The sequence below is a fragment of the Gillisella vitis genome (assembly GCF_001541345.2).
Classification (GTDB): domain Bacteria; phylum Pseudomonadota; class Alphaproteobacteria; order Rhizobiales; family Rhizobiaceae; genus Allorhizobium; species Allorhizobium vitis.
In genome coordinates, this window is sequence record NZ_LMVL02000001.1 from 1,084,371 (window position 1) to 1,109,409 (window position 25,039).

General features: G+C 59.5%; 22 protein-coding genes and 1 other annotated feature. Of the genes, 18 read left to right on the forward strand and 4 right to left on the reverse strand.

All coding sequences use genetic code 11. The features are described from left to right. Genes ASB66_RS04555 through ASB66_RS04570 form a run of 4 tightly spaced genes read left to right on the forward strand, consistent with a single transcriptional unit; the run spans position 1 to position 3,473 of the window. Positions 1-243, forward strand: coding sequence for an acetyl-CoA carboxylase (locus ASB66_RS04555; RefSeq protein ID WP_060717118.1), 243 nt, complete (start codon positions 1-3; stop codon positions 241-243). Further along, complete coding sequence (locus ASB66_RS04560; protein WP_114386259.1) at positions 240-1,631, forward strand: acetyl-CoA carboxylase biotin carboxylase subunit; 1,392 nt, start codon at positions 240-242, stop codon at positions 1,629-1,631. The genes ASB66_RS04555 and ASB66_RS04560 overlap by 4 nt, the downstream gene beginning before the upstream one ends. Next, positions 1,631-2,506, forward strand: a complete 876-nt coding sequence (locus ASB66_RS04565; protein WP_060717120.1) for a 5-oxoprolinase subunit B family protein — start codon at positions 1,631-1,633, stop codon at positions 2,504-2,506. Before ASB66_RS04560 ends, ASB66_RS04565 begins: the two co-directional genes overlap by 1 nt. Then, positions 2,496-3,473, forward strand: a complete 978-nt coding sequence (locus ASB66_RS04570; protein ID WP_060717121.1) for a 5-oxoprolinase subunit C family protein — start codon at positions 2,496-2,498, stop codon at positions 3,471-3,473. The genes ASB66_RS04565 and ASB66_RS04570 overlap by 11 nt, the downstream gene beginning before the upstream one ends. 32 nt (positions 3,474-3,505) lie before the next feature. On the opposite strand, the gene ASB66_RS04575 is transcribed toward ASB66_RS04570, so the two are convergent. Beyond that, positions 3,506-4,504, reverse strand: coding sequence for a GntR family transcriptional regulator (locus tag ASB66_RS04575; protein WP_060717122.1), 999 nt, complete (start codon positions 4,502-4,504; stop codon positions 3,506-3,508). 531 nt (positions 4,505-5,035) lie between these two features. On the opposite strand from ASB66_RS04575, the gene ASB66_RS04580 reads away from it, so the two are divergent. From ASB66_RS04580 to ASB66_RS04635, 12 genes are all read left to right on the forward strand, one after another. Continuing rightward, positions 5,036-6,109, forward strand: a complete 1,074-nt coding sequence (locus ASB66_RS04580; RefSeq protein WP_060717123.1) for an ABC transporter ATP-binding protein — start codon at positions 5,036-5,038, stop codon at positions 6,107-6,109. After that, a complete protein-coding gene (locus tag ASB66_RS04585) occupies positions 6,096-7,001 on the forward strand; it encodes an ABC transporter permease (protein ID WP_060717124.1) in 906 nt (301 codons plus the stop codon). Before ASB66_RS04580 ends, ASB66_RS04585 begins: the two co-directional genes overlap by 14 nt. Position 7,002: 1 nt before the next feature. Beyond that, the gene (locus ASB66_RS04590; RefSeq protein ID WP_060717125.1) at positions 7,003-7,848 is read left to right on the forward strand and encodes an ABC transporter permease; all 846 of its coding nucleotides are present in this window, start codon (positions 7,003-7,005) and stop codon (positions 7,846-7,848) included. Further along, positions 7,845-8,594 carry an SDR family NAD(P)-dependent oxidoreductase gene (locus tag ASB66_RS04595; protein ID WP_060717126.1) on the forward strand — a complete coding sequence of 250 codons (750 nt, stop codon included), beginning with the start codon at positions 7,845-7,847 and terminating at the stop codon, positions 8,592-8,594. Before ASB66_RS04590 ends, ASB66_RS04595 begins: the two co-directional genes overlap by 4 nt. Positions 8,595-8,613: 19 nt before the next feature. After that, positions 8,614-9,381: an SDR family NAD(P)-dependent oxidoreductase gene (locus ASB66_RS04600; protein WP_060717127.1), complete on the forward strand. Its 768-nt coding sequence runs from the start codon at positions 8,614-8,616 to the stop codon at positions 9,379-9,381. A gap of 64 nt (positions 9,382-9,445) precedes the next feature. Beyond that, positions 9,446-10,678 carry an ABC transporter substrate-binding protein gene (locus ASB66_RS04605; protein WP_060717128.1) on the forward strand — a complete coding sequence of 411 codons (1,233 nt, stop codon included), beginning with the start codon at positions 9,446-9,448 and terminating at the stop codon, positions 10,676-10,678. Positions 10,679-10,740: 62 nt separating this feature from the next. Further along, positions 10,741-11,850 (forward strand): ABC transporter ATP-binding protein, encoded by a 1,110-nt coding sequence (locus tag ASB66_RS04610; protein WP_060717129.1) that lies wholly within the window; start codon positions 10,741-10,743, stop codon positions 11,848-11,850. Positions 11,851-11,897: 47 nt separating this feature from the next. Next, complete coding sequence (locus ASB66_RS04615) at positions 11,898-12,779, forward strand: polysaccharide deacetylase family protein (RefSeq protein WP_060717130.1); 882 nt, start codon at positions 11,898-11,900, stop codon at positions 12,777-12,779. 54 nt (positions 12,780-12,833) lie between these two features. After that, positions 12,834-13,166 (forward strand): hypothetical protein, encoded by a 333-nt coding sequence (locus tag ASB66_RS04620; RefSeq protein WP_060717131.1) that lies wholly within the window; start codon positions 12,834-12,836, stop codon positions 13,164-13,166. After that, positions 13,159-14,175, forward strand: a complete 1,017-nt coding sequence (locus ASB66_RS04625) for a CobW family GTP-binding protein (RefSeq protein WP_114386261.1) — start codon at positions 13,159-13,161, stop codon at positions 14,173-14,175. The genes ASB66_RS04620 and ASB66_RS04625 overlap by 8 nt, the downstream gene beginning before the upstream one ends. 72 nt (positions 14,176-14,247) lie before the next feature. Next, the gene (locus tag ASB66_RS04630) at positions 14,248-15,465 is read left to right on the forward strand and encodes an ABC transporter substrate-binding protein (protein WP_060717132.1); all 1,218 of its coding nucleotides are present in this window, start codon (positions 14,248-14,250) and stop codon (positions 15,463-15,465) included. Between the two features lie 23 nt (positions 15,466-15,488). Continuing rightward, on the forward strand, positions 15,489-16,853 hold the full coding sequence (locus tag ASB66_RS04635; protein ID WP_060717133.1) for an amidase: 1,365 nt from the start codon (positions 15,489-15,491) through the stop codon (positions 16,851-16,853). Between the two features lie 6 nt (positions 16,854-16,859). On the opposite strand, the gene ASB66_RS04640 is transcribed toward ASB66_RS04635, so the two are convergent. Then, positions 16,860-17,336: an Lrp/AsnC family transcriptional regulator gene (locus tag ASB66_RS04640; protein ID WP_060717165.1), complete on the reverse strand. Its 477-nt coding sequence runs from the start codon at positions 17,334-17,336 to the stop codon at positions 16,860-16,862. Between the two features lie 222 nt (positions 17,337-17,558). Here ASB66_RS04640 and ASB66_RS04645 point away from each other — a divergent pair, with 222 nt between their 5' ends. Both ASB66_RS04645 and ASB66_RS04650 read left to right on the forward strand, forming a co-directional pair. After that, positions 17,559-18,899, forward strand: coding sequence for an NAD(P)/FAD-dependent oxidoreductase (locus ASB66_RS04645; protein ID WP_060717134.1), 1,341 nt, complete (start codon positions 17,559-17,561; stop codon positions 18,897-18,899). A 74-nt stretch (positions 18,900-18,973) separates the two neighbouring features. Next, positions 18,974-19,029: a sequence feature (sul1 is cis-regulatory element that is thought to sense ions involved in sulfur or methionine metabolism; They are found in Alphaproteobacteria), on the forward strand. Positions 19,030-19,115: 86 nt separating this feature from the next. Continuing rightward, a complete protein-coding gene (locus ASB66_RS04650; protein ID WP_060717135.1) occupies positions 19,116-20,597 on the forward strand; it encodes a SulP family inorganic anion transporter in 1,482 nt (493 codons plus the stop codon). 316 nt (positions 20,598-20,913) lie between these two features. Here ASB66_RS04650 and cysG read toward each other — a convergent pair whose 3' ends face one another. Together cysG and ASB66_RS04665 are read right to left on the reverse strand one after the other, a co-directional pair. After that, complete coding sequence (gene cysG, locus ASB66_RS04660; protein ID WP_060717136.1) at positions 20,914-22,395, reverse strand: siroheme synthase CysG; 1,482 nt, start codon at positions 22,393-22,395, stop codon at positions 20,914-20,916. Then, positions 22,367-25,039 carry a nitrate reductase gene (locus tag ASB66_RS04665; protein ID WP_060717166.1) on the reverse strand — a complete coding sequence of 891 codons (2,673 nt, stop codon included), beginning with the start codon at positions 25,037-25,039 and terminating at the stop codon, positions 22,367-22,369. The genes cysG and ASB66_RS04665 overlap by 29 nt, the downstream gene beginning before the upstream one ends.

Sequence of the window (25,039 nt, forward strand, 5' to 3'; positions counted from 1 at the left end):
ATGAGCACACTCGAGATCAGATCGCCCCTTCCTGGAACCTTCTATCGCAAGCCTTCTCCCGATGCCCCGAGCTTCAAAAATGATGGAGATGCGGTGATGCAAGGCGAAGTCATTGGCCTGATTGAAGTGATGAAGACGTTTCATGAAGTGCATGCGGATGCCGCTGGCACCGGTCTCGTCTTCGTGGCGGAAGACAATGAGCCCATCATGGCCGGTCAGGTGATCGCTGAGGTGCAGGCATGAGCATCTCGTCCTTGCTGGTGGCCAACAGGGGTGAGATTGCCGTTCGGATCATCCAGGCGGCCAAGGCGCTCGGCATCCGCACTGTGCAGGTTCATTCCGCCGCCGACCGGGATATGCTGGCGGTGAAGCTGGCCGATCAGGCGGTGGAGATTGGCCCGCCCTCTGCTGCCAAATCCTATCTGAATATCGAGGCGGTGCTGAAAGCGGCACTGGAAACCGGCGTCGATTCCGTGCATCCGGGCTATGGCTTCCTCTCCGAAAATGCCGCTTTCGCCAAGGCTGTCACCGATGCCGGGCTGATTTTCATCGGTCCGAGCCATGAAGCGATCAGCCTGTTGGGCGACAAGGTCGAGGCCCGCAAGGTGGCGATGCACGCCGGAGTGCCGACCGTGCCGGGCTCGAATGGCCGGGTGGATGACCTTGAGGCAGGGCGCGCGATTGTCGAGACAATCGGCTTTCCCGTGATGATCAAGGCCGCTGCTGGCGGTGGTGGCCGGGGCATTCGCATAGCCGAGACCATGGAGGATTTCGAGCGGCATTTCCCGCAGGCATCCTCCGAAGCGCTGGCCGCGTTTGGCGATGGCGGGCTGTACATCGAGAAGGTCATTACCCGCGCCCGCCATGTTGAAGTGCAGATCCTCGGCGATGGGGAAAATGCCATTCACTGCTTCGAGCGGGAATGTTCGCTGCAACGCCGCCGCCAGAAGGTCTGGGAAGAAGGCCCATCGGTGCGCCTGCCTGATGACGTGCGAAAAGCCCTGTGCGACAGCGCCGTGGCGCTGGCCCGCTCAGTCCACTATCGCGGCGCGGGTACGGTTGAATATCTCTATGACGAACAGAGCGGTGATTTTTATTTCATTGAGGTCAATACCCGCATCCAGGTCGAGCATCCGGTGACGGAAATGATTACCGGCATCGATCTGGTGCAGGAAATGATCCGCATTGCCGGTGGCGCGCCCTTGTCGCTGCGCCAGGAAGATGTGGTGCTCTCCGGCCACGCCATTGAATGCCGGATCAATGCCGAGAACCCTGCGCGTGGCTTTCTGCCCGGTCCCGGCACGGTCTCAACCCTGCTCATTCCCGAGGGCGACGGCATCCGCTTTGATACCATGCTCTATGAAGGCTATCAGGTGCCGCCCTTCTACGATTCCCTGCTTGGCAAGCTGATCGTCTGGGCTGAGACCCGTGAGGCCTGCCTGGAAAAGCTTGGCGCGGCGCTGGAGCATTTCGAGATTGGCGGCCTTGCCACCACCATCCCGCTGCACAAAAAGCTGGCGATTGATCCCTCCGTGCGGAGCGCCGATGTCCATACCCGGTTTCTGGAGCCGTGGTTGGAAACGGCCTTTCCTGCTCCCTCCAAGGCACCCGCTTCAAAGGAGACTGTCTGATGGCAATGCGATATACATTCGGCGGTGATGAGCATCTGTTTGTGGAATGCAGCGAGGCGATGTCGCTGGAAGCGTTTTTCACCTCGCTGTCGATGACCAACGGCATTTCGCAAGCCCGGATCAAGGGCATTACCGAAATCTGCCCGGCCAATGCCTCCTTCCAGGTCAAGTTCGATCCTGACATCATTCATCCCGATGATATTTTGAAGGAGATCCAGGCCATCGAGGTGGCGGCGGCGAAAAGCGATCCGGTGATCGCCACGCGGATCGTCGAAATCCCGGTTTTCTATAATGATCCCTGGACCCATGAGACGCTGATGCGGTTTCGTGAACGCCATCAGGAGCCTGAGGGCACCGATCTCGATTATGCCGCCAAGATCAACAATTACTCTGGGGTCGAGGACTTCATTGCCGCCCATGCCGGTTCGCCCTGGTTTGTCTCCATGGTCGGCTTCGTGTCCGGTCTGCCCTTCATGTATCAGATGGTCGAGCGGCAGCGGCAGATCGAAGTGCCGAAATATCTGCGGCCCCGCACCGATACGCCGAGGCTGACGGTCGGCCACGGTGGCTGTTTTGGCTGTATCTATTCGGTGCGCGGTGCCGGCGGCTACCAGATGTTCGGTATTACGCCGATGCCGATCTACGATCCGACGCAAACCACCTCTTACCTGCGCGACTTCATGGTGTTCTTCAAGCCGGGCGATATCGTTAAGTTCAAGCCCGTCGATAGAGACGGTTACGATCAGGCGGTGGAAGAGGTGGACAAGGGCATATTCGTGCCGCCGATCCGTGAGGTGCGCTTTGATCTCTCGGAATTCCAGAAAGACATCAGCGGCTACAACGCCAGGCTGGAGGGCCTTCTCCATGGTCATTAAGGTTTTGCATCAAGGGCTTGCCACCACGGTTCAGGATCTGGGCCGTCCCGGTTATTTTCACCTCGGCATTCCCCTGGGCGGTGCCATGGATCGGCTGGCGCTGAACGCCGCCAACCTTCTTGTCGGCAATGACGAAGGGGCGGCGGGGCTGGAGGCGGTGTTTATCGGGCCGAAGCTGGAATTTACCGCCGACACCATGGTCGCCGTTACCGGAGCAGAGATGCCGATCCGTCTTGACGGCGAGGAAAAGCCCGGCTGGACCGCCTTCAAGGTGCGCGCAGGTCAGGTGCTGAGTTTCGATTTCCTGAAAGCGGGTGCGCGGATCTATATCGCCATTGCCGGTGGTATCGACGTGCCGCTGGCGCTTGGGTCTCGTTCCACCTATGCCATCGGCGCGCTTGGCGGCTTCCAGGGTCGTGCGATTGCGGCTGGAGATGAATTGCCGGTGGGGCAGGCGAAGCCTGTGCCCGAAGGCCGGACCATTCCGCAGGCGCTGCGCCGCCGTCCGGGCGCGCCTGCCGAACTGCGCGTGCTGCCCGGTCTCTACTGGGATCGGCTGACGGAAGAGGCAAAGGGCAATTTCTTCGAGGACGAGTGGAAGGTAGCGCCGGAAGCCGACCGGATGGGCTACCGGTTTCGTGGCGGACGCAAGCTTGAATTCGTGCCGCGGACGCCGCCGTTCGGGGCGGGTTCCGATCCATCCAATATTGTCGATAGCTGCTATCCCTATGGCTCGATCCAGGTGCCGGGCGGCAGTGAGCCTATCGTCCTGCACCGCGACGCAGTTTCCGGTGGCGGCTATTTCATGGTCGGCACGGTGATCTCCGCCGATATGGATCTGATCGGCCAATTGCAGCCGCATACGCCGACCCGGTTCGTCAAGGTGGATATGGAGCAGGCCCTGGCGGCGCGCCGTGAGCGGCAGGCGATGATCCGCGACATCAGTGCCGCGTTGTCAAAGGTCTAGGAGCGCAGGTCATGACAGGGTCGGCGCCACACTCATTCCTGAACGCGGGTCAGATAGGCTGCCGTGGCGCCGGGATCGGGAATGATCGCGACGATTTTCATCTGGGCGATGGTCCGGTTCAGGGCGGCGTCCAGATGGGTGCCATGCATGGCCGCCGCCGCCGTGGTCGCCCCACGGGCCAGCAACTCGACGATCAGTCTAAATTCGGTAATCGTCGTCAGGTCGCCGGGCAGGCCGAGGCGGGCCAGCAGGCTGGTCGCCGCCGTCACCGGCAGAAGATTGTTGCGGATCAATTCCCGCAGCTTCTCATTGGGGGTGGCGAGAATGCAGATCTCGATGAAGCCTTGCTGCATCTCCATCACATCTCTGAGGCCATCCCCGACATGATCTCTCTCCAGCTGCCGAAGCCGTTCCAGCAGGCAAAGCAGCGCTTCACTGTCGATATGGGGGGCAGCCGTCGTCAGCGCCTGCGGCTCCAGCATGGCGCGCAGCCCGAAATGATCCTTGATGGTCTGGGCGGTCAACGGACCGGCGATCCAGTGGGAGCTTTGGTTCTTGCGCACCAGTCCCCGTTCGCTCAGCCGCGCCAGCACATCGCGCACCACCGTGCGGCTGACATTGAAATGGCTGGCAAGTTCGGTCTCGATGATCCGGTAGCGGCCAAACACCACGCATCCGGCCACATCACGCTCAACGGTGTCGTAGATACGCTCCCAGGAGGCCCGGTTCTGCAAGGCGTCGTCGGCATGTTTGGCAACGGTCAGTCCGATGCTGCGGATATCGGTTCTCAGCGGCTCGATGCCAAACCCTGTCGGGCCGACGAGATAGCCGCGTCCTTGAAACCGATGCACCAGCCCGTCCGCTTCAAGCGCCTGCAAAGCCCGCTGTACCGGCGCACGGGACGTTTGCAGGATCTCGGCAATATGGCCTTCGAGCAGCACAAGCCCTTGAGGCAACAGGCCTTCGGCGATGTTGGACCGCAGCACCGCCTCGGCAATTTCATAGCGGCGTTGGCCGGTTTGTGTCGTCATGGCGCAGACTGTTCCCGTTGGTCTGTCTTCTCTGTAAGGCGAAAACCGCTTTCGAGACTAGAGGCATAAAAAGCAATATGCGCATGCAGCATCTAATTTTTGGATATCGTGTGCAATAGTCATTTTATGAGCGTATTCGGTTTCGCCAAAGGCGTGGGTATTCCGGACGCAGTAGTAGGCATTTAATCGAAAAATCCTCAGAAAGACTGGTAAAAATTGCCGGTTTTGAAGGGTGTCCTTGCGCCCTCTAACCAGGATGTGTGGGGTGTGGCGTTTGCGAAAGCTTGGCGTTTCACCCTAAAAATCAACTGAATTTGAAAATCATAAAAAAGTATATTGAATACAAAAATCATCCATGCCATGCTTCGCCTGTATCGTGCCAATAGAAGCGCGGACAAGCGGAACGATTAGAAAAATGCCCGATTGCCGATTCCTGTGATGCGCCTTTGCTAAAGGGCGCAAGCGCTCTTCCTGTGTTTACCGGGAGGGTGTTCGGGTCCGGCTGGCTGGGCGCAACTGGCGAGAACCGACGTGACATCCGTGCTCGAGCTACACAATCTGGTCAAGACCTATGGGGACACGCGCGCCCTGGATGGCTTGAGCCTTTCGCTGCCCGACGATCATTACATCTCACTGCTTGGCCCAAGCGGGTCGGGAAAGACAACCCTGCTTAGGGTGATCGCCGGGTTCGAGCGCTGCGAGGGCGGTTCGATCCGCTTTGCCGGACAGTCCATGCAGGACGTGGCGCCGCATCGGCGGGGCATTGGCTTTGTCTTTCAGAATTTCGCGCTGTTTCCGCATCTGAGTGTGCGGGAAAACATTGCCTTCGGCCTTGCCAATCGTGAGGTAGCACCGGTGACCAATGCTGGCGAAGTGGCCGACAGGGTTCGTGACATCATCGCGCTTGTCGGCTTGCAGGGCTTGGAAACCCGCGCCGTGACCCAGATTTCCGGTGGCCAGAAACAGCGTGTCGCCTTGGCCCGCACCCTCGTCACCGAGCCGAAAATGGTGCTGCTGGACGAGCCACTCGGGGCGCTGGACGCCAATCTGCGCGCCCGGATGCGCAATGAGTTGCGCGACATCCGCGAGCGCTGCGGCGTCACCTTCCTGCATGTCACCGGCAGCGAGAGCGAGGCGCTGGCCATGGGCGACATGGTTCTGGTGCTGGACCGCGGGCGGATTGCCCAGACCGGCAGTTCGGACACCATCTATAACCGTCCGGTTTCCGCCGATGTGGCGCGTTTCCTGAATTGCTACAATCTGTTTTCCGGTTCTGTCGATGGCAACAGTTTCGTTGCCCCGGCAGGCCGCCTGGCCCTCGGCGGCTTCAGGCAATCCGCGTCGACGCCTGCCTACGCCATTCGCCATGATCGGATTTCCATCCGTCCTGTTATCGCCGAGCGCGGCAGTGATGAGGTGGCAATCGAAGCCAGCTTTCTGGCCGAGGAATATACCGGCTCGGCGGTCTATTCGTTTTTCTCGGCGGATGATGGCTCTGTCTTCGAAGTGGAAACCCATTTGAGCAAGGACGCCCGCCCGATCCTCGAACCGCAGACCCGCTACGCGCTGGTCTGGAACAAGGAGCACGCCCTTGTCTACGCATAATCAAGCTTTTAGCGAAACCATAGTCGCAGTCTCGGAACCTGCTGCCAAGCCGTCGCGCATCTCCTTCTGGCTGGTGCTGCCGGGTGTTGTTTGGATGCTGTTGTTCCTGGTGCTGCCGATGTTGATGATGGTTTATGTGTCCTTCTGGACGCAGACCACTTTCACCATCAAGCCGGTGCTGACGTTGCAAAGCTGGATCACCTTCTTTTCCAGCGATACTTATCTGGGCGCGCTCTGGACCACGGTCAGGATCTGGCTGCTGGTGCTGGTTGCGACCTTGGCTGTCGGCTATCCCGCAGCGCTGTTTGTCGGGCTGTTCGTGAAAAACAAGACGCTGCAAACCGTGCTTCTGGTGCTGTGTGTCATTCCGTTCTGGACCTCCTTCCTGATCCGGGTTCTCGCCTGGCGGCCAATGCTTGGCAAGGAAGGAGCGATCAACATGATCCTGATGAAGCTTGGCATTGTCAGCCATCCCATTGAAGTCCTGCTGTTTTCCGAACTGTCCGTGATCATTGGCATGACGCAGATCTATTGTGTGTTCATGGTCGGCCCCATCGCCTTCATGCTGGGGCGGATCGAGCCAGCGATCATTGAGGCGGCGCAGGATCTCGGGGCCGGTTTCTGGCGGATTTTCCGCACCATTATCCTGCCGATGTCGATGCCGGGCGTGGTGGTCGGGGCGATTTTTGTCTCGGTCATGGTTCTCGGCGAATTCGCCACCTCGGCGGCGTTGTCAGGGCGCAAGGTCAATCTGCTCGGCAATATCATTGTTACCCAGGTGGGATCACTGAAATGGGCTTTCGCGGCGGTGGCGGGCGTGGTGCTGACCCTGCTGATGGGGCTGGTTGTCGCAGCGCTGCTGCGGGTCGTCGATCTCAGGAAGGAGTTGTAGGATGAATTCCGGAGCGGTCAAACTGGGGCTTGGCGTCTATACCACGCTGTTTCTGGTGTTTCTCTACGGGCCTTTGGTGGTTCTCGCCATCCTGTCCTTCCAGACGGGACCGGAAGGCGGCCCGCAATTTCCGATCATCGAATGGTCGGTCTATTGGTACAAGCACCTGTTCGGCCTGACGCCGCCGTCGCGCATTGCCCCACTGCCGATCAATGACGCCTTGGTGCGGTCCATGGGGCTGGCGGTGATGACGATGATCGTCTCCACCGTGCTGGGGGTGATTTCGGCCCAAGCCTTTCGCAGCCGGTTCAAAGGCTCCGGCCTGGTCTTCTACCTGATCGTGTTGGGCATGATGGTGCCGGGTGTGCTGGTCGGGCTTGGCATGGCGCTGGTGGCCAATACACTTGGCATTGACCGCCACTGGTGGGGTACGGCCTTTGTGCTGCATGTGGTCTATACCTTCCCCTTTGCCTTCCTGGTGATGCTGGCGATCTTCAACCGCTTCGACCCAAGCGTCGAGGAGGCGGCCTGGTCGCTTGGCGTCAGCCCGATGCGGACCTTTCGCAAGATCACCTTTCCACTGATCTTTCCGGGCGTGCTGTCGGCCATGCTGTTTGCGTTCACGCTGTCCTATGACGAGTTTTCCCGCACGCTGTTTGCCTCTGGCCGTGATCTCACCCTGCCGCTGGCGATCTACGGGACGTTTTCGGTGGAGGTGCATCCGAATGTCTTTGCCTTCGGCGTGCTGACCACACTGTTTTCCTTCGCGCTGCTTGGCACTTACGCCGTGCTGATGGGGCTTTCGGTGCGCCGCGCCCGGCGCATCGCCGTTCAGGAGGAAGCATGATGGAAAAGACCGATTTCCCTTCCGCCATTGTTACCGGTGCCGGTTCCGGCATTGGTCGTGCCATCGCGCTTCGGTTGGCCAAAGACGGCTACGGCGTGCTGGTCAACGATCTCGCCATTGACCGTGCCAAAGCCGTGGCCGATGAGATTACGGCGTCGGGCGGCAAGGCCTCTGCCTATGCTGGTGACGTTTCCCACGAGACGGAAGCGGCGGCCATCTGTGCTGCTGCGGTCACGGCCCATGGACCGGTTACACTGTTGGTCAACAATGCCGGTATCGCCCATCAATCGCTGTTTGAACATCTTGAAGTCGCTGATTTCGACCGGATGTTTGCCGTGCATGTGCGCGGTAATTTCCTGATGACCCGCGCCGTGTTGCCAGCGATGCTGGAGCGGGGAGATGGTGTGATCGTCAATATCGCCTCGCAGCTCGGCCAGATCGGCGGCGTCGAACTGGTGCATTATTCCGGCGCCAAGGCGGCGATCATCGGCATGACCAAGGCTTTGGCCCGCGAAGTGTCGGCCCGTGGCGTGCGCGTCAATGCGGTCGCCCCCGGCCCGATCAATACGCCGCTGGTTATGGGTCTGTCGGAAGACTGGCGGAATGCCAAACGCGCGCAATTGCCGCTTGGCCGGTTTGGCGAACCGGAGGAAGTGGCCGCCGCGGTCTCCTTCCTTGCCTCCAAGGATGCCGCCCTGTTCGTCGGCCAGACACTGGGGCCGAATTCCGGCGATGTGATGCTTTGAACCGTGAAGGAAGAGAGCCATGAGTAACCAGAACCAGCGGATCGTCATCATCACCGGAGCCGGGATTGGCATCGGAGCCGCCGCCGCCAAAGCCTTTGGTGCTCTTGGTGACCATGTTGTCGTCACAGATATTCTGGACGCCGAGGGCGAGGCGGTGGCGCAGGCCATTCGCGCTGCCGGTGGCTCGGCCGAGTTTCATCATTATGACGTGCGCTCGACACCGGCAGCCGATGCGCTGGTCGCCGATATCGAGGCACGGCTAGGCCGGATCGATGTGGTGGTCGCCAATGCCGGCATTGCGCATCGCGTCCCGCTGAAAGAACTGACCGACGAGAAATGGGACCTGACCTTCGATATCGATCTCAAGGGCATTTTCCGCTTGGTGCGTGCGGCCACTCCTGGGATGCGCGCCCGCAAAAGCGGTGCGATTGTCGCGCTGTCGTCGATCATGGGCATTGCCTATGGCTGGGATGAGCATGTGCATTATTCCGCTGCCAAATCCGGGGTGGTCGGGCTGGTGCGCGGTCTGGCCGTCGAGCTTGCCCGCGAAGGGGTGCGGGTCAACGGCATTGCGCCGGGCTACATCCGCACCGCGCAATTGCTGTCGGAGGAAAATTCACTCGGGCCGGTGGGGGCCGAAAAGGCCGCCGAAATCATCCCGATGGGACGGCTCGGAACACCCGACGATATTGCCGATGTCATCACTTTCCTCGCCTCCAATGCGGCTCGCTACATGACCGGCCAGGTGCTGGTCGTCGATGGAGGACTGCTGGTCGGGCGCTACTAAAAAACAATCAACAACAACAAAAACCGGCAAAGCCGGATCGGGAACTCAAAACTGGAGAACTGCCATGTCTTTAATGGAACTCAATCGTAGATCGCTTCTCAAACGCTCCACTGGCATGATGGCTTTGGCCATGGGGGCAGGCACGCCCTTTCTGTCGTCGCGGGCTGCCTATGCCCAGGCCACCAGCCTTGCCAGCCAGCAATTGCGCACCATCGGCCTTTCGGTGACGGTGCAGGAACGCATTCTCAATGACTTCAAGAAAGCCTCCGGCGTTGGCGGCACATCCGGCACGGCGGCAACCTTTCCGGATGCGCAGACCAAGATCCTGTCCGGCTCCAAGGATTACGACTGCTGGGAAATCATCGCCGAGCGCTTGCCGTCTATCGTGATGACCAACAATGTCGAGCCGGTGCCTGCCTCTGGCTTGAAAAACTGGGCGAATATCCGCGACACCTTCACCAAGCCATCCGACAAATGGGACCTCAAGGCGCAAATCGTCGGGCAGATCTGGGCCGATGAAGGCCAGACGACGCTGAACATGGTGCCCGCCGTCTATAACTATGATTCCATCGGCTATAACCCGGATGTGGTTTCCGCCGAGGAAGCCAATAGCTGGGCGGCGATTTTCGATAAGAAGTGGAAGGGCAAGTCCGGCCTCAACACCGATCCGCTGATCGCCTTCGGTCAGGCAATCATGGCGATGAACACGCTTGGCCTGCTCAACGTCAAGAACCCCGGCAACCCGAGCGCCAAGGAAATTGACGAGGCGGCAGCCTTCCTGGTGTCGAAGAAGAAGGAAGGTCAGTTCCGGGCGCTGTGGGGCGATTTCGGCGAACTGGTCAACCTGATGGCCTCGGGCGAAATGGTGGTTTGCGATGCCTGGCAACCGGCGGTCATGGCGGTGAAGGCGCAGGGCAAGCCTTGCAAATATGCGGTGCCGAAGGAAGGCTACCGCGCCTGGGCCATCGGTCCGTCGATGATTGCAGGCACCACCAACAAGGAAGCCGTCACTGCCTATGCCGATTACTGGTTGTCCGGCGAGCCGGGCATCGCGGTGTCGGAGCAGGGGTATTATTCGCCCTCCACCAATATCAAAAGCGTCATGGCACCGGAAAAATATGCCTTCTGGTACGAGGGCAAGCCTTGGACCGGCGCGCCGGAGCGCGGCATCAAGGAAGGCGACCTGCGCGATGGCGGCTCGCTGGAAGAGCGCGCCAAGAACGTCGCGTATTGGCATCAATGGCCGGATGAATACGACCATCTGGTGCAGAAGTGGGACGAGTTCCTGAACGCCTGATGTGACGCGGGAAGACCGGCTGGCTCCGGTCTTCCCTTTTGATGCTGCACCGGAGAAAGCCGATGATTTACGACCTGGAACTGATCGATGTGGGCAAGGTCTATGACAATGGCACCACGGCTGTCAGCGCCTTCAGCCTGGCGGTGAAGAAAGGTGAGTTCATCGCTTTTCTCGGCCCATCCGGCTGCGGTAAGACCACGACGCTGAGGATGATTGCCGGGTTCGAGGGCATTTCCTCTGGCGATATGATGATCAAGGGCGTGCGGATGAACGATGTGCCGCCGCAGATGCGCCCGACAGCGACGATCTTTCAGAATTACGCGCTGTTTCCTCATATGAGTGTGCGCCGCAACGTCGCGTATGGTCTTGAAGTCAAAGGCATGGCCAAGGCTGAGCGCGACCGCAAGGTGGAGCGGATCATCGCCACGCTTGGTCTTGAAGATATCGCTGAGCGCAAGCCGGAAAAGCTTTCCGGCGGCCAGCGCCAGCGGGTGGCGCTCGCGCGTGGGCTGGTGATCGAGCCGGATATTCTGCTGTTGGATGAGCCGCTGGGCGCGCTGGATGCCAATTTGCGCAAGGCGATCCAGAACGAGCTGAAAATCCTGCAAAGGACGCTGGGCGTTACCTTCATCTTCGTCACCCATGCGCAATCGGAGGCGCTGGCGCTGTCGGACCGGGTGGTGGTGATGAACCAGGGCCGTGTCGAGCAGGTCAGCCCGCCGCACCAGCTCTACACCCGGCCCGCCACACCCTTTGTGGCGCAATTCATTGGCCGAAACGCGATTTTCAAGGGGCATGCCCGTGCCGATGGCGCAGGCGACTTGCGGCTCGAGACCCCGGAAGGATTGCTCGCAGGCCTGGTCAATGGCCCGGTATCCGAAGGTGGCCTCGCCAATCTCGTCGTTCCCGCCGAGGCCATTCAGGTTCATCATGGAAACCGCGAACAGCTTGACCGGGTGGCTGTGGCCCATGGTGGCAACGCGGTTCATGCCCGCATTCAACGCGCCGATGTCGTCGGTCATGTCTCGCATATTTCGGCGGTACTGGCAGATGGTCGGTCGCTGGCTCTCGAGGCCCATGTCGAGAAATATCGCCCGGATGAGTTTCCGGTCGGCTCAGATGTGTTTCTGTCGTGGAAGCCTTCGGATGCCACAATTATCGCCGCGCACTGACAGTTTTGCATCTGATCAAAAAGTCTTTATCAAAAGGAGAAAACACCATGGCAAAGGAAATCTTTTGCAGCTTCGGCATCGACGTGGATGCGGTGGCCGGCTGGCTCGGCTCTTACGGCGGCGAGGATTCGCCAGATGATATTTCCCGTGGCCTGTTTGCCGGTGAAGTTGGTGCGCCGCGCCTGCTGAAACTGTTCGAACGTTTCGGCATCAAGACCACCTGGTTCATTCCCGGCCATTCCATCGAGACCTTTCCGGAACAGATGCAGGCCGTGGCCGATGCCGGTCATGAAATCGGCATTCACGGCTATACCCATGAAAACCCGATTGCCATGACCCGCGAACAGGAAACTGAAGTGCTGGACAAGTGCATCGAGCTGGTCACCAAGCTGTCTGGCAAGCGTCCGACCGGCTATGTGGCGCCGTGGTGGGAGTTTTCCAATGTCACCAATGAGTTGCTGCTGGAACGGGGCATCAAATACGATCACTCGCTGATGCATAATGATTTCACGCCCTATTATGTGCGGGTCGGCGATAGCTGGACCAAGATCGACTATTCCAAAAAGCCCTCCGACTGGATGGTGCCTTTGAAGCGTGGCCATGAGACCGACCTGATCGAAATCCCGGCCTCCTGGTATCTCGATGACCTGCCACCGATGATGTTCATCAAGAAATCACCCAACAGCCACGGTTTCGTCAATCCGCATGATATCGAGCAGATCTGGCGCGATCAGTTCGATTGGGTCTATCGTGAAATGGACTACGCGGTTTTCCCGATCACCATTCACCCTGACGTTGCCGGACGTCCGCAGGTTCTGATGATGCTGGAGCGGTTGTTTGCCCATATGAGCAAGCATCCGGGGGTGAAATTCGTGACCATGAACGAGATCGCCGACGATTTCGCCAAGCGCTTTCCGCGCACGAAGTAACAAGACGGCGGGGGGCGGTGCTATGCCGTCCCTTGTCCGTGAAAGGAGATCGTTATGTGTTCGCTTTGCGGTGTGATCGGCGGCAATGAGCATTGGGCCGACGCCGTGGCTCGCCCCGGTGTCTTCACCCGCAATGGCGAGCGGGTGGACCGCCGCCGTGAACGGATGAACCGGGTGAGCAGCGCCAACCGGGTACTGAAGGCCTACGGCCTGTCGCTATCCGACTGGCAGGGCTCATCCTATCTTCTGTCCAGCCTGACAGGAAAAACCGAGATCATCGAGGATCTCGGCCATCTCTGGTCGGTCGCTGAAAAAATGTCTGGTCGGGCCTGTGATCCGCTTGATCCGGTGCTGATCGCGCGGATGGAAACGGCCCGCAATGGCTGATGCAAGGCGCGCTATTCCCCAGTTCACGCCCGTCAATCTGCTGACTGGCTTCCTCGGCTCCGGCAAGACGACACTGCTCAAGCGCCTGCTATCAGACCCGGCGCTTGCCGATACGGCGGTGTTGATCAACGAGTTCGGGGAAATCGGCCTTGATCACGACCTGGTGGAAACGGTCGATGGCGATACGGTGCTTTTGCAATCCGGCTGCGTCTGCTGCACCATTCGCGGCGATCTGGCAGAGGCGGTGCGAACATTGCATGAACGCCGCGAGCGCGGCGAGATCGCGTCCTTTCGCCGGGTGATGATCGAAAGCACCGGCCTTGCCGATCCTTTTCCAATCTTATCGACGCTGAAAGCCGATCCGGTCCTGCGCCATCATTTTCGCCACGGCAATGTCATCACCACGGTCGATGCTATCAACGGTTTGGGGCAACTGGACGCTTATGGTGAATCGGCCCGGCAAGTGGCGATTGCCGACCGGTTGGTGATCACCAAAACCGATATGGCGGAGGCTTTTGAACAGCCTGATTTGACCGGACGATTGATGGCTCGTATCGCGTCGATCAATCCCGATGCAGCGATAATTGCCGCCGTCGCCCCGGATTTTTCAGCCGCTAGCCTGCTGGAAGACGATGCCAGCCTGCACAGTTCCACTCTGCAATCGGCCAGCGGTTTTTACTGCGAAGCGCCAGCAGATGCTGGCCATAGCGGTGACTTCCGCTCCTTCGTGGTCACGGTTGACGAGCCAATCGATTGGACCGCTTTTGGCATCTGGTTGACCATGTTGCTCAACCGCCATGGCGCTAGGGTTATCCGGGTGAAGGGCATTTTGAACATCGCAGGCGAAGACCGACCCGTTGCCATTCACGGCGTCCAGCATCTGGTGCATCCGCCGGTTCATATGGCCAGATGGCCATCCACGGATCGGCGTTCCCGGCTGGTCTTCATTGTTGATGGGCTGGAGACGGCGCTGATCAGGCGGTCTTTTGAGGCCTTTGCGATAAAGTGAGAGCATGGATGGTGGCCTAAGTGTTATCGATTTACGGTTGCTGTATGAACAAGGCAGGAATTTCAAACCCGAATGAATACCCATAATCCACCGACTTCCTTTCCTGCGCCCGTTCTTCATACCGAAGGCAAGCCGCGTCTTCGGGTGCTCGGCACGGCGATTTCATTGCTGGAGCCGCTGCGCATTCAGGCGCAGCAGGATCTTGGCATCGATGTTGTGTTCGACAATAACGACTTCCTGACCACCCAGCACAAGGCGGCGCAGGCACCGGACAGTTACGACATCTACGATCAGTGCTTTCATAACCTGGATATCGTCTGGTACTGGCGCGCCATTCAGCCGATAGAATTGAAACGGATCGACCTCTGGAACGAGATTTCCGATCTCACCAAGACCGGACGACTGGAGCCGAGCGCGCAACTGGGTAAGGGGGATGCGCCGGTCAAGAAACTGTTCGTCCAGCCGGATCTGTCGCTGGGAGAAAATCCAACCGGCCAAATTTCCATGCTGCCCACCACCCATAATTTCGACAGTTTCGCCTATCGGAGCGATCTGGTGAAAAACCCAAGGTCCGTATCCAGTTGGGCAAGCCTGCTGGAGGAGACCTGGGCAGGCCGGGTGGCGCTGGTGGATGAGCCGGCCATCGGTATCTTCGATGCGGCCCTTGCTGCCGAGGCGGCGGGCCTGATGCGGTTCGACAATATCGGCAATATGACCGTGGACGAGATCGACCGGCTGATCGCCATCCTGACCGAGAAGAAAAAGTCCGGATTTTTCAGGGACTTCTGGCGCACCGCCGAGGATGCCGCAACCCTGATGGCCCGGGGTCGTACCGATATCCAGAGCATGTGGTCCACAGGCATTACCATCCTGAGCGGCCAGGGCATGGCCGTGGAGCAGGCGGTGCCGGTGGAAGGCTACCGTGCGTGGCATGGCGGGCTTTGCCTGTCGCGCAGCCTTGAAGGCCGGATGCTGGATGTGGCCTATGACTATCTCAACTGGTGGATTTCCGGGTTGCCAGGCGCGGTTGTTGCACGGCAAGGCTATTATATGTCCACGCCGCAGCGCTCAAAGGCATATCTGAGTACGGCGGAATGGGATTATTGGTATGGCGGCCTGCCCGCCGCGCAGGATTTGCCCGGGCCGGATGGCGCGATGCGGATCAAGGCTGGCGAAATCCGCAGCGGTGGGTCTTACTGGCAGCGTGCCAACCGTATCGCGGTGTGGAACACCACCATGGATGAACATAATTACCTGGTGCGTCGTTGGATTCAGCTGATGGCAGCCTAATTATTGTATTGAAGGAGCAACCGATGATCCCAAACCTATCAGGCAAAAGCATTGCCCAGCTTGCGGTGTTGATCCAGTCCGGCGCGCTCGATCCGCAGGATCTGGCCCATCAAACGTTGGCAGCCATCCGGGATCACGCCGATCAGACGATCTTCACCCGACTAACGCCAGAGCGGGCGATGCAGGAGGCTCAGGCTTCGGCATTGCGCATCCGGGCCGGTTGCTCGCTCGGCCCTCTGGACGGGATACCGATTGCCTGGAAGGATCTCTTCGATCTCAAGGGAATAACCACCACCGCAGGCTCCGTGGTGCTGGACGATCAGCCACCGGCATCGCGCGATGCGGATGTGGTTCAGGCACTTGCAAGTGCTGGAATGGTGTCCATCGGCCAGGTCAATATGAGCGAATTTGCTTTTTCCGGCCTTGGGATCAATCCGCATTACGGCACACCGCGCAATCCGCATGGCATTGGTGAAGCACGGGTTCCCGGCGGATCGTCCTCCGGTTCTGGTGTTGCCGTGGCGGCCGGGCTGGTGCCGGTGTCGATCGGCACGGATACAGGTGGGTCTGTCCGCATTCCCTCTGCCTTCAATGGCATTGTCGGCTACAAGGCGACCCGTGGCCGCTATTCCATGCGCGGCGTCTTTCCGCTCTCCAAAAGTCTCGATTCCCTTGGTCCTCTCTGCCGAACAGTGCAGGATGCGGTCTGGGTGGATGCCGCCATGCGAGGATTGACGCATCCGCAGGTGACCCGCGCCGCCTTGGCCGGACGCCGTTTCGTGGTGCCTGAAACGGTATTTTTCGATGGCGCCGAGGATGGTGTGGTGCAAGCATTTGAGGCAGCGATCCGCCGTTTGGAACAGGCGGGTGCCGTGGTGCGCCGTCAAGCCTTCCCGATCATGCAGGAGATCCTCGATGTTCTCGCCAAGCATGGCCCGCTGGTGACAGCGGAAGCCTATGTGCTGCATCGCCACCGTCTGCATGGACCGGAGGCGGCCCGCATGGACCAGCGCGTCGCAACCCGTGCGCGGCTGGGCGAAAACATCAGCCTTGTCAGCTATGTCGAGCTTGTCGACCGCCGTGAGCAATTGATTGCGGAATTTGCCGGCCAGATTGGAACGGATGAATTCATCCTCACGCCAACCGTCGCCCATGTCGCGCCGCTGACGGCACAGCTTGTCGCTGATGATGACCTGTTTGTGGCCACCAATGGCAAGACATTGCGCAACACGATGCTCGGCAATTTCCTGGATTGGTGCGCGGTTTCGCTGCCATGCGGGACGGGTGACGCCAACATGCCTGTTGGCCTGCAAGTCTCCGGGCCTGCACGCTCCGACGAGGCTCTGCTTGGCCTGGCGCTCTCGGTGGAAGCGGTGGTTTGCGGCTAAATAAGCCTACATCGGAAACAGGCTGGTCAGAGGCATATGCGATTTGACGATCGGTGATTTCAGCACCACGAAGCTGAAATATTTGTCGATGCCGATATCCATATCGGTCAGCCTTTCCATGATTGACTGATATTCGCCAATCCCTGATGTGACGAATTTCAGCATATAATCATAGCCGCCGGAGACCAGGTGACATTCGATCACCTGGTCAACTTTTTCGACAGCGGCCAGAAAGCGGGCAAAATCGATCTGTCTGTGGTTCTTCAGGGTGATTTCGGTAAACACCGTCAGCGTCTGGCCAAGTTTGCTGACATTGATCTGGGCGGAATAGCCTTCGATATAGCCTTCCGCCTGAAGCTTCTTCACCCGCATCAGGCAGGGGCTGGGGGACAGATTGACCAGTTCGGCCAGTTCCACATTGGTGATCCGACCGTTCTTTTGCAGTTCATAGAGAATCTTGATGTCGATCCTGTCGAGCTTCACGATGCGGTTCCCCTGATGCTTATGTGCCAGCATATTATGCTTCAAAAGCCAAAGTGCAAGCGGCCATCATCAGCAAAGCACGCTGGAAGGCTTTGAAAAACCTTATACAGCGCAGGGGTTGTTTACGTTTCTAAAAACGGAAGGAAATGCTGAATCTGCTGCAATCGCGGTGCTTTTCACTGATGGAAATGCTTATGCTGATCGGCAATCAAGGAGCTTTTCATGCGTGTACCCCTGTTGCGAATCGAGACCCACACCACTTTGCCAGAGGCGGCGGATGTCGTGGTGATCGGCGGCGGTATCGTCGGCACATGCACTGCCTATTTCCTGGCCAAACGCGGCGTCAAAGTCGTGCTGTTGGAAAAGGGGTTGATCGGGGCAGAGCAGTCCAGCCGGAATTGGGGTTGGTGCCGCCAGCAGAACCGCGATGCCCGCGAATTGCCGATGGCGACAAAAAGCCTCGATCTGTGGGACAGTTTCGCCAGCGAGATTGGCGAGGATGTCGGGTTTCGCCGCTGCGGCCTGCTTTATCTGAGCAATAGCGAGGCGGAAATCGCCACCTGGGCCAAATGGCGTGACTTCGCCAAGACAGTCGGCGTCACCACCCACATGCTTTCGGCCCAGGAAGCCGCCGAAAAAGGCAGCGCGACGCGAAAGCCCTGGCTCGGCGGTGTCTTCTCGCCCAGCGATGGCATCGCGGTCCCGGAGCGAGCTGCACCCGTCATTGCCCGTGGTGTGATGAAATTTGGCGGAACCGTCATGCAGCATTGCGCGGCCCGTGGGCTGGAAACCGAGGCTGGCCGGGTCAGTGCCGTGGTGACGGAAAAGGGTACGATCCGCACGGGAACGGTGGTGATGGCGGGTGGCGCCTGGGCGTCTTCCTTCTGCAATCAGCTGAACATTCGCTTTCCGCAGGCCTCTATCCGATCATCCATTCTTTCTGTCGCGCCGCTTTCTGGTGGATCGGGTGCCGAGGGTCTACCGGACGCCTTGCACACCGCTCGCGTTTCGGTAACCCGCCGGGGCGATGGCGGCTATGCGCTGGCGATCAGCGGTCGGGCCAGCGTTGACCCGACCCTCCAACAGATCCGCTATGGCAAGGCCTTCCTGCCGATGTTCCAGCGCCGCTGGAGAAGCCTGAAGCCGGGTACGATCGAAGGTCTGCGCAATGGCCATGAGACGCTGGCGAAATGGGCGCTGGATAAGGTGACGCCGATGGAACGCAACCGTATTCTTGACCCGATACCAGATCGTAAACTGATCGCTGAAACCTATCGCCGCGCCGGCGAATTGCTGCCTGCTTTGGCTGGCGCTAAGATTTCGGCCAGTTGGGCTGGCTATATCGATAGCACCCCGGATGGCGTGCCCGCCATTGGCGAGGTTCCATCCCTGCCGGGCTTTATTCTGGCAGCCGGGTTCAGTGGCCACGGTTTTGGCATCGGGCCAGGGGCAGGGCATTTGATTGCCGATATCATCACCGGTTCTGAACCGATTGTCGATCCGGCGGACTATCTGCCCGAGCGGCTGGCTCACTCCGCCTGGGGCAAGGTCGCGGGCTTCTGACCCCCGCTTCTTTCCGGCCAAGGCGTGAACGGGATTGCAAAACAGCTGTTTTCTGCCTATAGAAAGCCATTAACCCCGGACCCGGTGAAATTCCGGGTGGCTATTCTGGCCGCCGATCCGCCAGACAACGCACGACATTTCTGAAACGTTTTGAGCCGTTTATTCGGTCATCTCTGAGCGTTTGTGGAAAATCCTCCCCGTTGCGAAACAATCTCCATGAAAAAAATTGAACGCTACCAGCGAGACTGGTTCTCGAATATCCGTGGCGATGTCCTGTCGGGCATGGTCGTGGCCCTTGCCCTTATTCCGGAAGCTATCGGCTTCTCGGTGATTGCCGGGGTCGATCCGAAGATCGGACTGTTTGCCTCGGTTATCATCGCCTGCGTATCCGCCGTGTGTGGTGGGCGTCCCGGCATGATTTCCGCCGCCACCGCCGCAACCGCTGTTTTGATCGGTGGATTGGTCAAGGATCACGGCATTCAATATCTGTTTGCTGCAACCGTGTTGATGGGCCTGTTGCAAATTCTGGCGGGCTTCCTCAAGCTCGGGCGGTTGATGCGTTTCGTATCGCGTTCGGTGATGACAGGTTTCGTCAATGCCCTGGCGATCCTGATTTTCATGGCGCAATTGCCGGAATTGCTTGGCCGCCCACCATCGACTTTCGTGATGATCGGTATCGCGCTTGCCATCATCTATCTCTTCCCGCGTCTGACCAAGGCGGTGCCGTCGCCGCTGGTGGCTATCGCCGTGCTGACGGCTGCGACCTGGTGGTTCGGGTGGGATGTCCGCAGCGTCAGCGATCTCGGCGAATTGCCGTCCAGCCTGCCACTGTTTGGCTGGCCACAGGTGCCGCTGACCTTCGAGACATTGCAGATCATTTTCCCTTATTCCATCGCGCTCGCCGCCGTTGGCTTGCTGGAATCGCTGCTGACGGCCCAGATCGTCGATGACATGACGGATACGCAAAGCAACAAGAGCCAGGAATGTATAGGCCAGGGCGCAAGCAATATCGCTTCCGGCCTGTTCGGCGGCATGGGCGGCTGCGCGATGATCGGCCAATCGGTGATCAATATCTCGTCGGGTGGGCGAGGGCGTCTTTCGACCTTCATGGCCGGTAGCTTTCTTCTGGTGCTGCTCCTGGTGCTGGATGATATCCTGCGGGTGGTTCCGATGGCCGCGCTGGTGGCGATCATGATCATGGTGTCGATCGGCACATTTTCCTGGCGGTCGATCATCGACCTGCGCACCAACCCGCCATCCTCGTCACTGGTCATGCTGGCAACCGTGATCACTGTTGTCGCCACCCATGACCTGTCGAAAGGCGTGCTGGTCGGCGTGCTGCTGTCGGGCGTGTTCTTTGCCGGGAAAGTGGCGCGCATGGTGCATGTCAAAGCCGAAGATCACGCCGACGGTTCGAGGCTGTATCGCGTGGACGGGCAGATTTTCTTTGCGTCCTCTGAAGCCTTTATCGCCGCCTTCGACTTTGATGACGATGTGAAATCCATCACCATCGACGTTATCCAGGCGCATTTCTGGGACATTACCGCCGTCGGCGCTCTCGACAAGGTGGTGCTCAAGTTCCGCGCCAAGGGCGCTGTGGTGGATGTGAAGGGGCTGAATGTGGCCAGCGCCCATATGATGGACCGTTTTGCCCTGCATCGTGATCCGCAAGCCATTCTCAGCGCGGGTGGGCATTGATAGGAGTTATGATTGAAGAGGGAGGTCGTTGACGGACAGATGAGCAATTCGCTACGCGCATAGCGCATGGCTGACGTGCGAAAAACTGCCTCGAAAATGTGCGAAAATCAGGTATAACTCTTTTCATCGAAGCGATGCATCCTCCTCCCGCAAAGCTTCGATATACCGGGCCAGCTTCTCCTCCTCCCAGAGCAGCCCGTGGGAATGACGGCACTCCTCCTCCCAGTCGTCATTCGGTTCTTTTCGAAAAGCCTGCCGCACCTCCTCCCGCGGCAGGCTTTTCGTTTTGGGAGGTTTTTTCCAAGAAGACGCCTTTTTACGAAGCTGCCAATTGCTGTTCTGCCTGTTCGGACAAAGCACGTGGCACTGCTGTGCCGGGCTGGGCGAAGGCCGCGCCGACGCCGATGAGGATCGGGTTGCTGATGCCAAGTGTGGCGACCGCATCGGCGAGATTCCCGACCGTTCCACGCCAGCTTGTCTGTTGCGCGCGGCTGATTGAGGTCATCGCCACCGCTTGCGTGTCGGAAGCCATGCCCGCCGCCATGAGGTTTTCGGCAATACGGCCCGCCATCCGACCGCCCATATAGAAGATCGTCGTGACGGATGGATCGGCCATATCGCGCCAGTTGAGGCTGTCCGGCAGGTCGCCATGTCGGGAATGGCCGGTCACCAGCCGCAGCGATTGAGCGTGATCGCGGTGGGTGAGTGAAATGCCAAGCGTCGCCGCCATGGCGCTGGCCGAGGTGATGCCGGGTACGACATCCACGGCAATACCCTCATTCGCCAGCCGGGCGATTTCCTCGCCTGCCCGTCCGAAAATCATCGGATCGCCGGATTTCAGCCGCACCACACGTTTTCCAGCCTTGGCAAACCGCACCATCATCTCGTTGATATCGTCTTGCTTGCAGCTTTCCCGCCCGCCACGCTTGCCAACCAGCATGCGTTTGGCCTCACGGCGGGCAAGTTCGAGAACGTCAGGGGAGACCAGATCGTCAAACAGGATGACATCGGCGGCTTGCAGCGCCCGCACGGCCTTCAAGGTCAATAATTCCGCATCGCCTGGCCCCGCGCCGACCAGTGTGACGCGCCCAAGAGCCGGGGCGTTTGCGAGCCTGGCGGTCTCGTTCAGCAGCAAATCCTCCTCATTGTCCTGCGGCGGTGCATTACCGGCAAAGGCGCGGTCCACGAACCGCTCCCAGAATGTGCGTCGCGGTGCGCCGGGCGCCAGCTTTTCATTGATCCGGCCACGGATCGCTTGCGCCAATTCCGCCCATGGTTTGAGCGCTGGCGGCAGCAGGGTCTCTATCCGCCGCCGGATTGCCTGCCCGAGGATTGGTGCTGCGCCATCGGTGGAAATCGCTACCACGACCGGCGAGCGATTGACGATGGAGCCGAACTGGAATTGGCAATAGGCAGGCTTGTCGATGACATTGACCGGCACGCCCGCCGCTTTCGCCGCGCAATAGAACGCCTTGGCCTCGTCCTCCGTCTCGCAATCGGCAAGCGCCAAAGTGGCGTTTTCAAAAATGCCGATATGCCAGCAATGGGGACGAAGGACCATGCGGTCTTGCTCTTCAAGGAGTGTGCGGAAGGTATCGGACAATTCGTCTTCTGCGCAGAACACCTCTACATCAGCGCCACAGGCGGCCAGCAATTCCGCCTTCCAGGCGGCACCATCCGAACCACCGGCGACGATCACGCGCTTGCCCTCCAGCGCCCAAAACACCGGCAGTTTGGAAAGTGGCGCGACCCGTTCCGGGTGGCGAGAATTATTCTGCGGCAAGGATTTGAACGGCATCGATAATCCTCCTGATTTCGGCGCGGCAGGAGCCGCAATTGGTTCCAGCGGACAGGCTCTGGCCGACGGCTTCGACCGTGCAGCAGCCACCTCTAACGGCAGTGGTGATCTGGTTGATTCCGACCGAGAAACACGAACAGACAATCGCACCCGGATCGATCTGGCCCGCGCCTGGCCGTCCGGCAATCAGCGCCAGTCGGGCGTGGCGATCGCTGAAGTCGTCGTCAAGCCGGGCGCTGGCCCAATTGCGTGATACCGCAACCGGTTGGCTTGCCATGAACAGCGCGGCGCAAAGCCTGCCTGCGTCGAAAAACGCCAAACGGACATCGCCACTGGCATTGTCGCTATAGCTGATCATCTCTGCGGTGACGGGTACGGCAAGCGTCGTTCTCGCCCAGTTTTCCCAATCGCAGCCATGCTCAAAGGCCAGTTCCAGCCGCCAGCCATACTCGGCCTTGGCCAAAGCCCAATAGGATGCATCAAGCGCCTGCGGCTTATCAGCCGATACGGCAAAACCATAGGCCTTTGCCGCATAGGGTTTTGCCGCAATGGCGACATGTTTCAGCGCTGGCTGACCCGAAATCGGGTCTACCAGGGAGGGTACGAGGCTATCGACACGGGCCAATGAGGCGGTTTCGCCGGTCCAGTGCATCGGCACGAAAATGGCGCCACGGCTTTGGCGGCTGGTCAAAAGCGCACGAACAATCACCCGGCTGCCGGTCTTGCTGGAAATCTCCACCAAGGCCGCATCGGCAATGCCGAGATTGGCGGCGTCCAGCGGGTGGATTTCCGCGAAGGGTTCAGCCAGATGCGCCGACAGCCTCGCACTTTTTGCCGTCCGCGTCATCGTATGCCACTGGTCGCGCACCCGTCCAGTATTGAGGGTGAGGGGAAAGTCCTGGCTTGCCCTATCCTGTATTGCGGCTTCGCAAGTAATGAAGCGCGCTTTGCCATCGGGATGATAAAAGCCGCCATTGGCGAAAAACCGGCTTTCCCCCGCAGGCTCGCCCTGTCTCTGTGGCCATTGGAAGGGGGCAAGCGTCTGATAGTCTGCATCAGTGATCGCACCATAAGCGCCGATATCGAAATCGCGGGTGCCGTTGTTTTCAAAAGCCGATAGGGCGGCATGTTCGGCAAAGATGTCGGCGGGTGACTGATAGGCAAAGGCGCTGTCAAAGCCCATCCGGCGGCCAACCTCCGCCATCTGCCACCAGTCTGCCCTGGCCTCGCCGGGGGCTGGCTTGAAGGCTCGCTGGCGGGAAATCCGCCGTTCCGAATTGGTGACGGTGCCGGATTTTTCGCCCCAGCCCGCCGCAGGCAGCAGCACATGCGCCAGCTTTGCCGTATCGGTATCGGCCTGCATGTCAGAAACGACAACGAAGGGGCAGGCGGCAATCGCCGTTCTGACGGCATCGGCATCGGGCATGGAGACCACGGGATTGGTGGACATGATCCATAGCGCCTTGATCTTGCCATCGGCCACCGCCTGGAACATTTCCACGGCTTTCAGGCCGGGTTTGTCGGCTATGGTGGGCGCGGCCCAGAACCGCTGCACGCGATCCCGATCCGTAGGATTGCCCAGCTCCATATGGGCGGCCAGCATGTTGGCGAGGCCCCCGACCTCGCGTCCGCCCATGGCATTCGGCTGGCCGGTCAGCGAAAACGGTCCCATGCCGGGTCTGCCGATCCGGCCCGTGGCCAGATGGCAATTGATGATCGCATTGACTTTGTCCGTTCCAAGCGAGGACTGGTTGACGCCCTGGCTATAGCAGGTGACGGTTTTTTCCGTCGCCGCAAACAGCTGGAAAAACTGCCGCAACTGCATGGCAGGCAGGCCGGTTTTCTCCATCAGATCGCTAAGCGATTGACCGGCAGCGGCGGCAAACGCGTCCGCAAAGCCATTCGTATGGGCGGCAATATAGGATTGGTCGATGCTGCCGTTTTCGACCAGATGCGCCAGTAAACCGTTGAACAGCGCTACATCGCCATCCGGGCGGATCGATAGATGCAGATCGGCAATGTCTGAGGTTGCAGTCCGGCGCGGATCGATGACCACCACTTTCAAGCCGGGGCGCTTGGCCTTTTCCGCAGCAATCCGCTGATAAAGCACCGGGTGGCACCAGCCCATATTGGAGCCAACCAGCACGACGAGATCGGCCAGTTCCAGGTCGCGGTACGTGCCGGGAACGGTATCGGAGCCGAAGGCCCGCTTATGGCCCGCGACCGAAGAGGCCATGCAGAGACGGGAATTGGTATCGATATTGGCTGAGCCGATAAAACCTTTCATCAGCTTGTTGGCGACGTAATAATCCTCGGTCAGCAATTGGCCGGAGAGATAGAAGGCGACCGAATCCGGCCCATGCTCGGCTATGCTGCGGGAAAACCTCTCGGCAACGAGATCAAGCGCCATATCCCAACTCTGGCGTTCGCCGTAAACGGTCGGATGAAGCGCCCTGCCATCCAGATCCAGCGTTTCACCCAGCGCAGAACCCTTGGAACAGAGCCGGCCGAAATTGGCCGGATGATCCGGGTCACCCTTGATGCTGACGGCACCAGTGTCCTCGGCTTTGGTGTCCTCGACCTTGGCAATCACGCCGCAGCCGACGCCGCAATAGGGACAGGTGGTTTTCGTCTCGCCGGACAT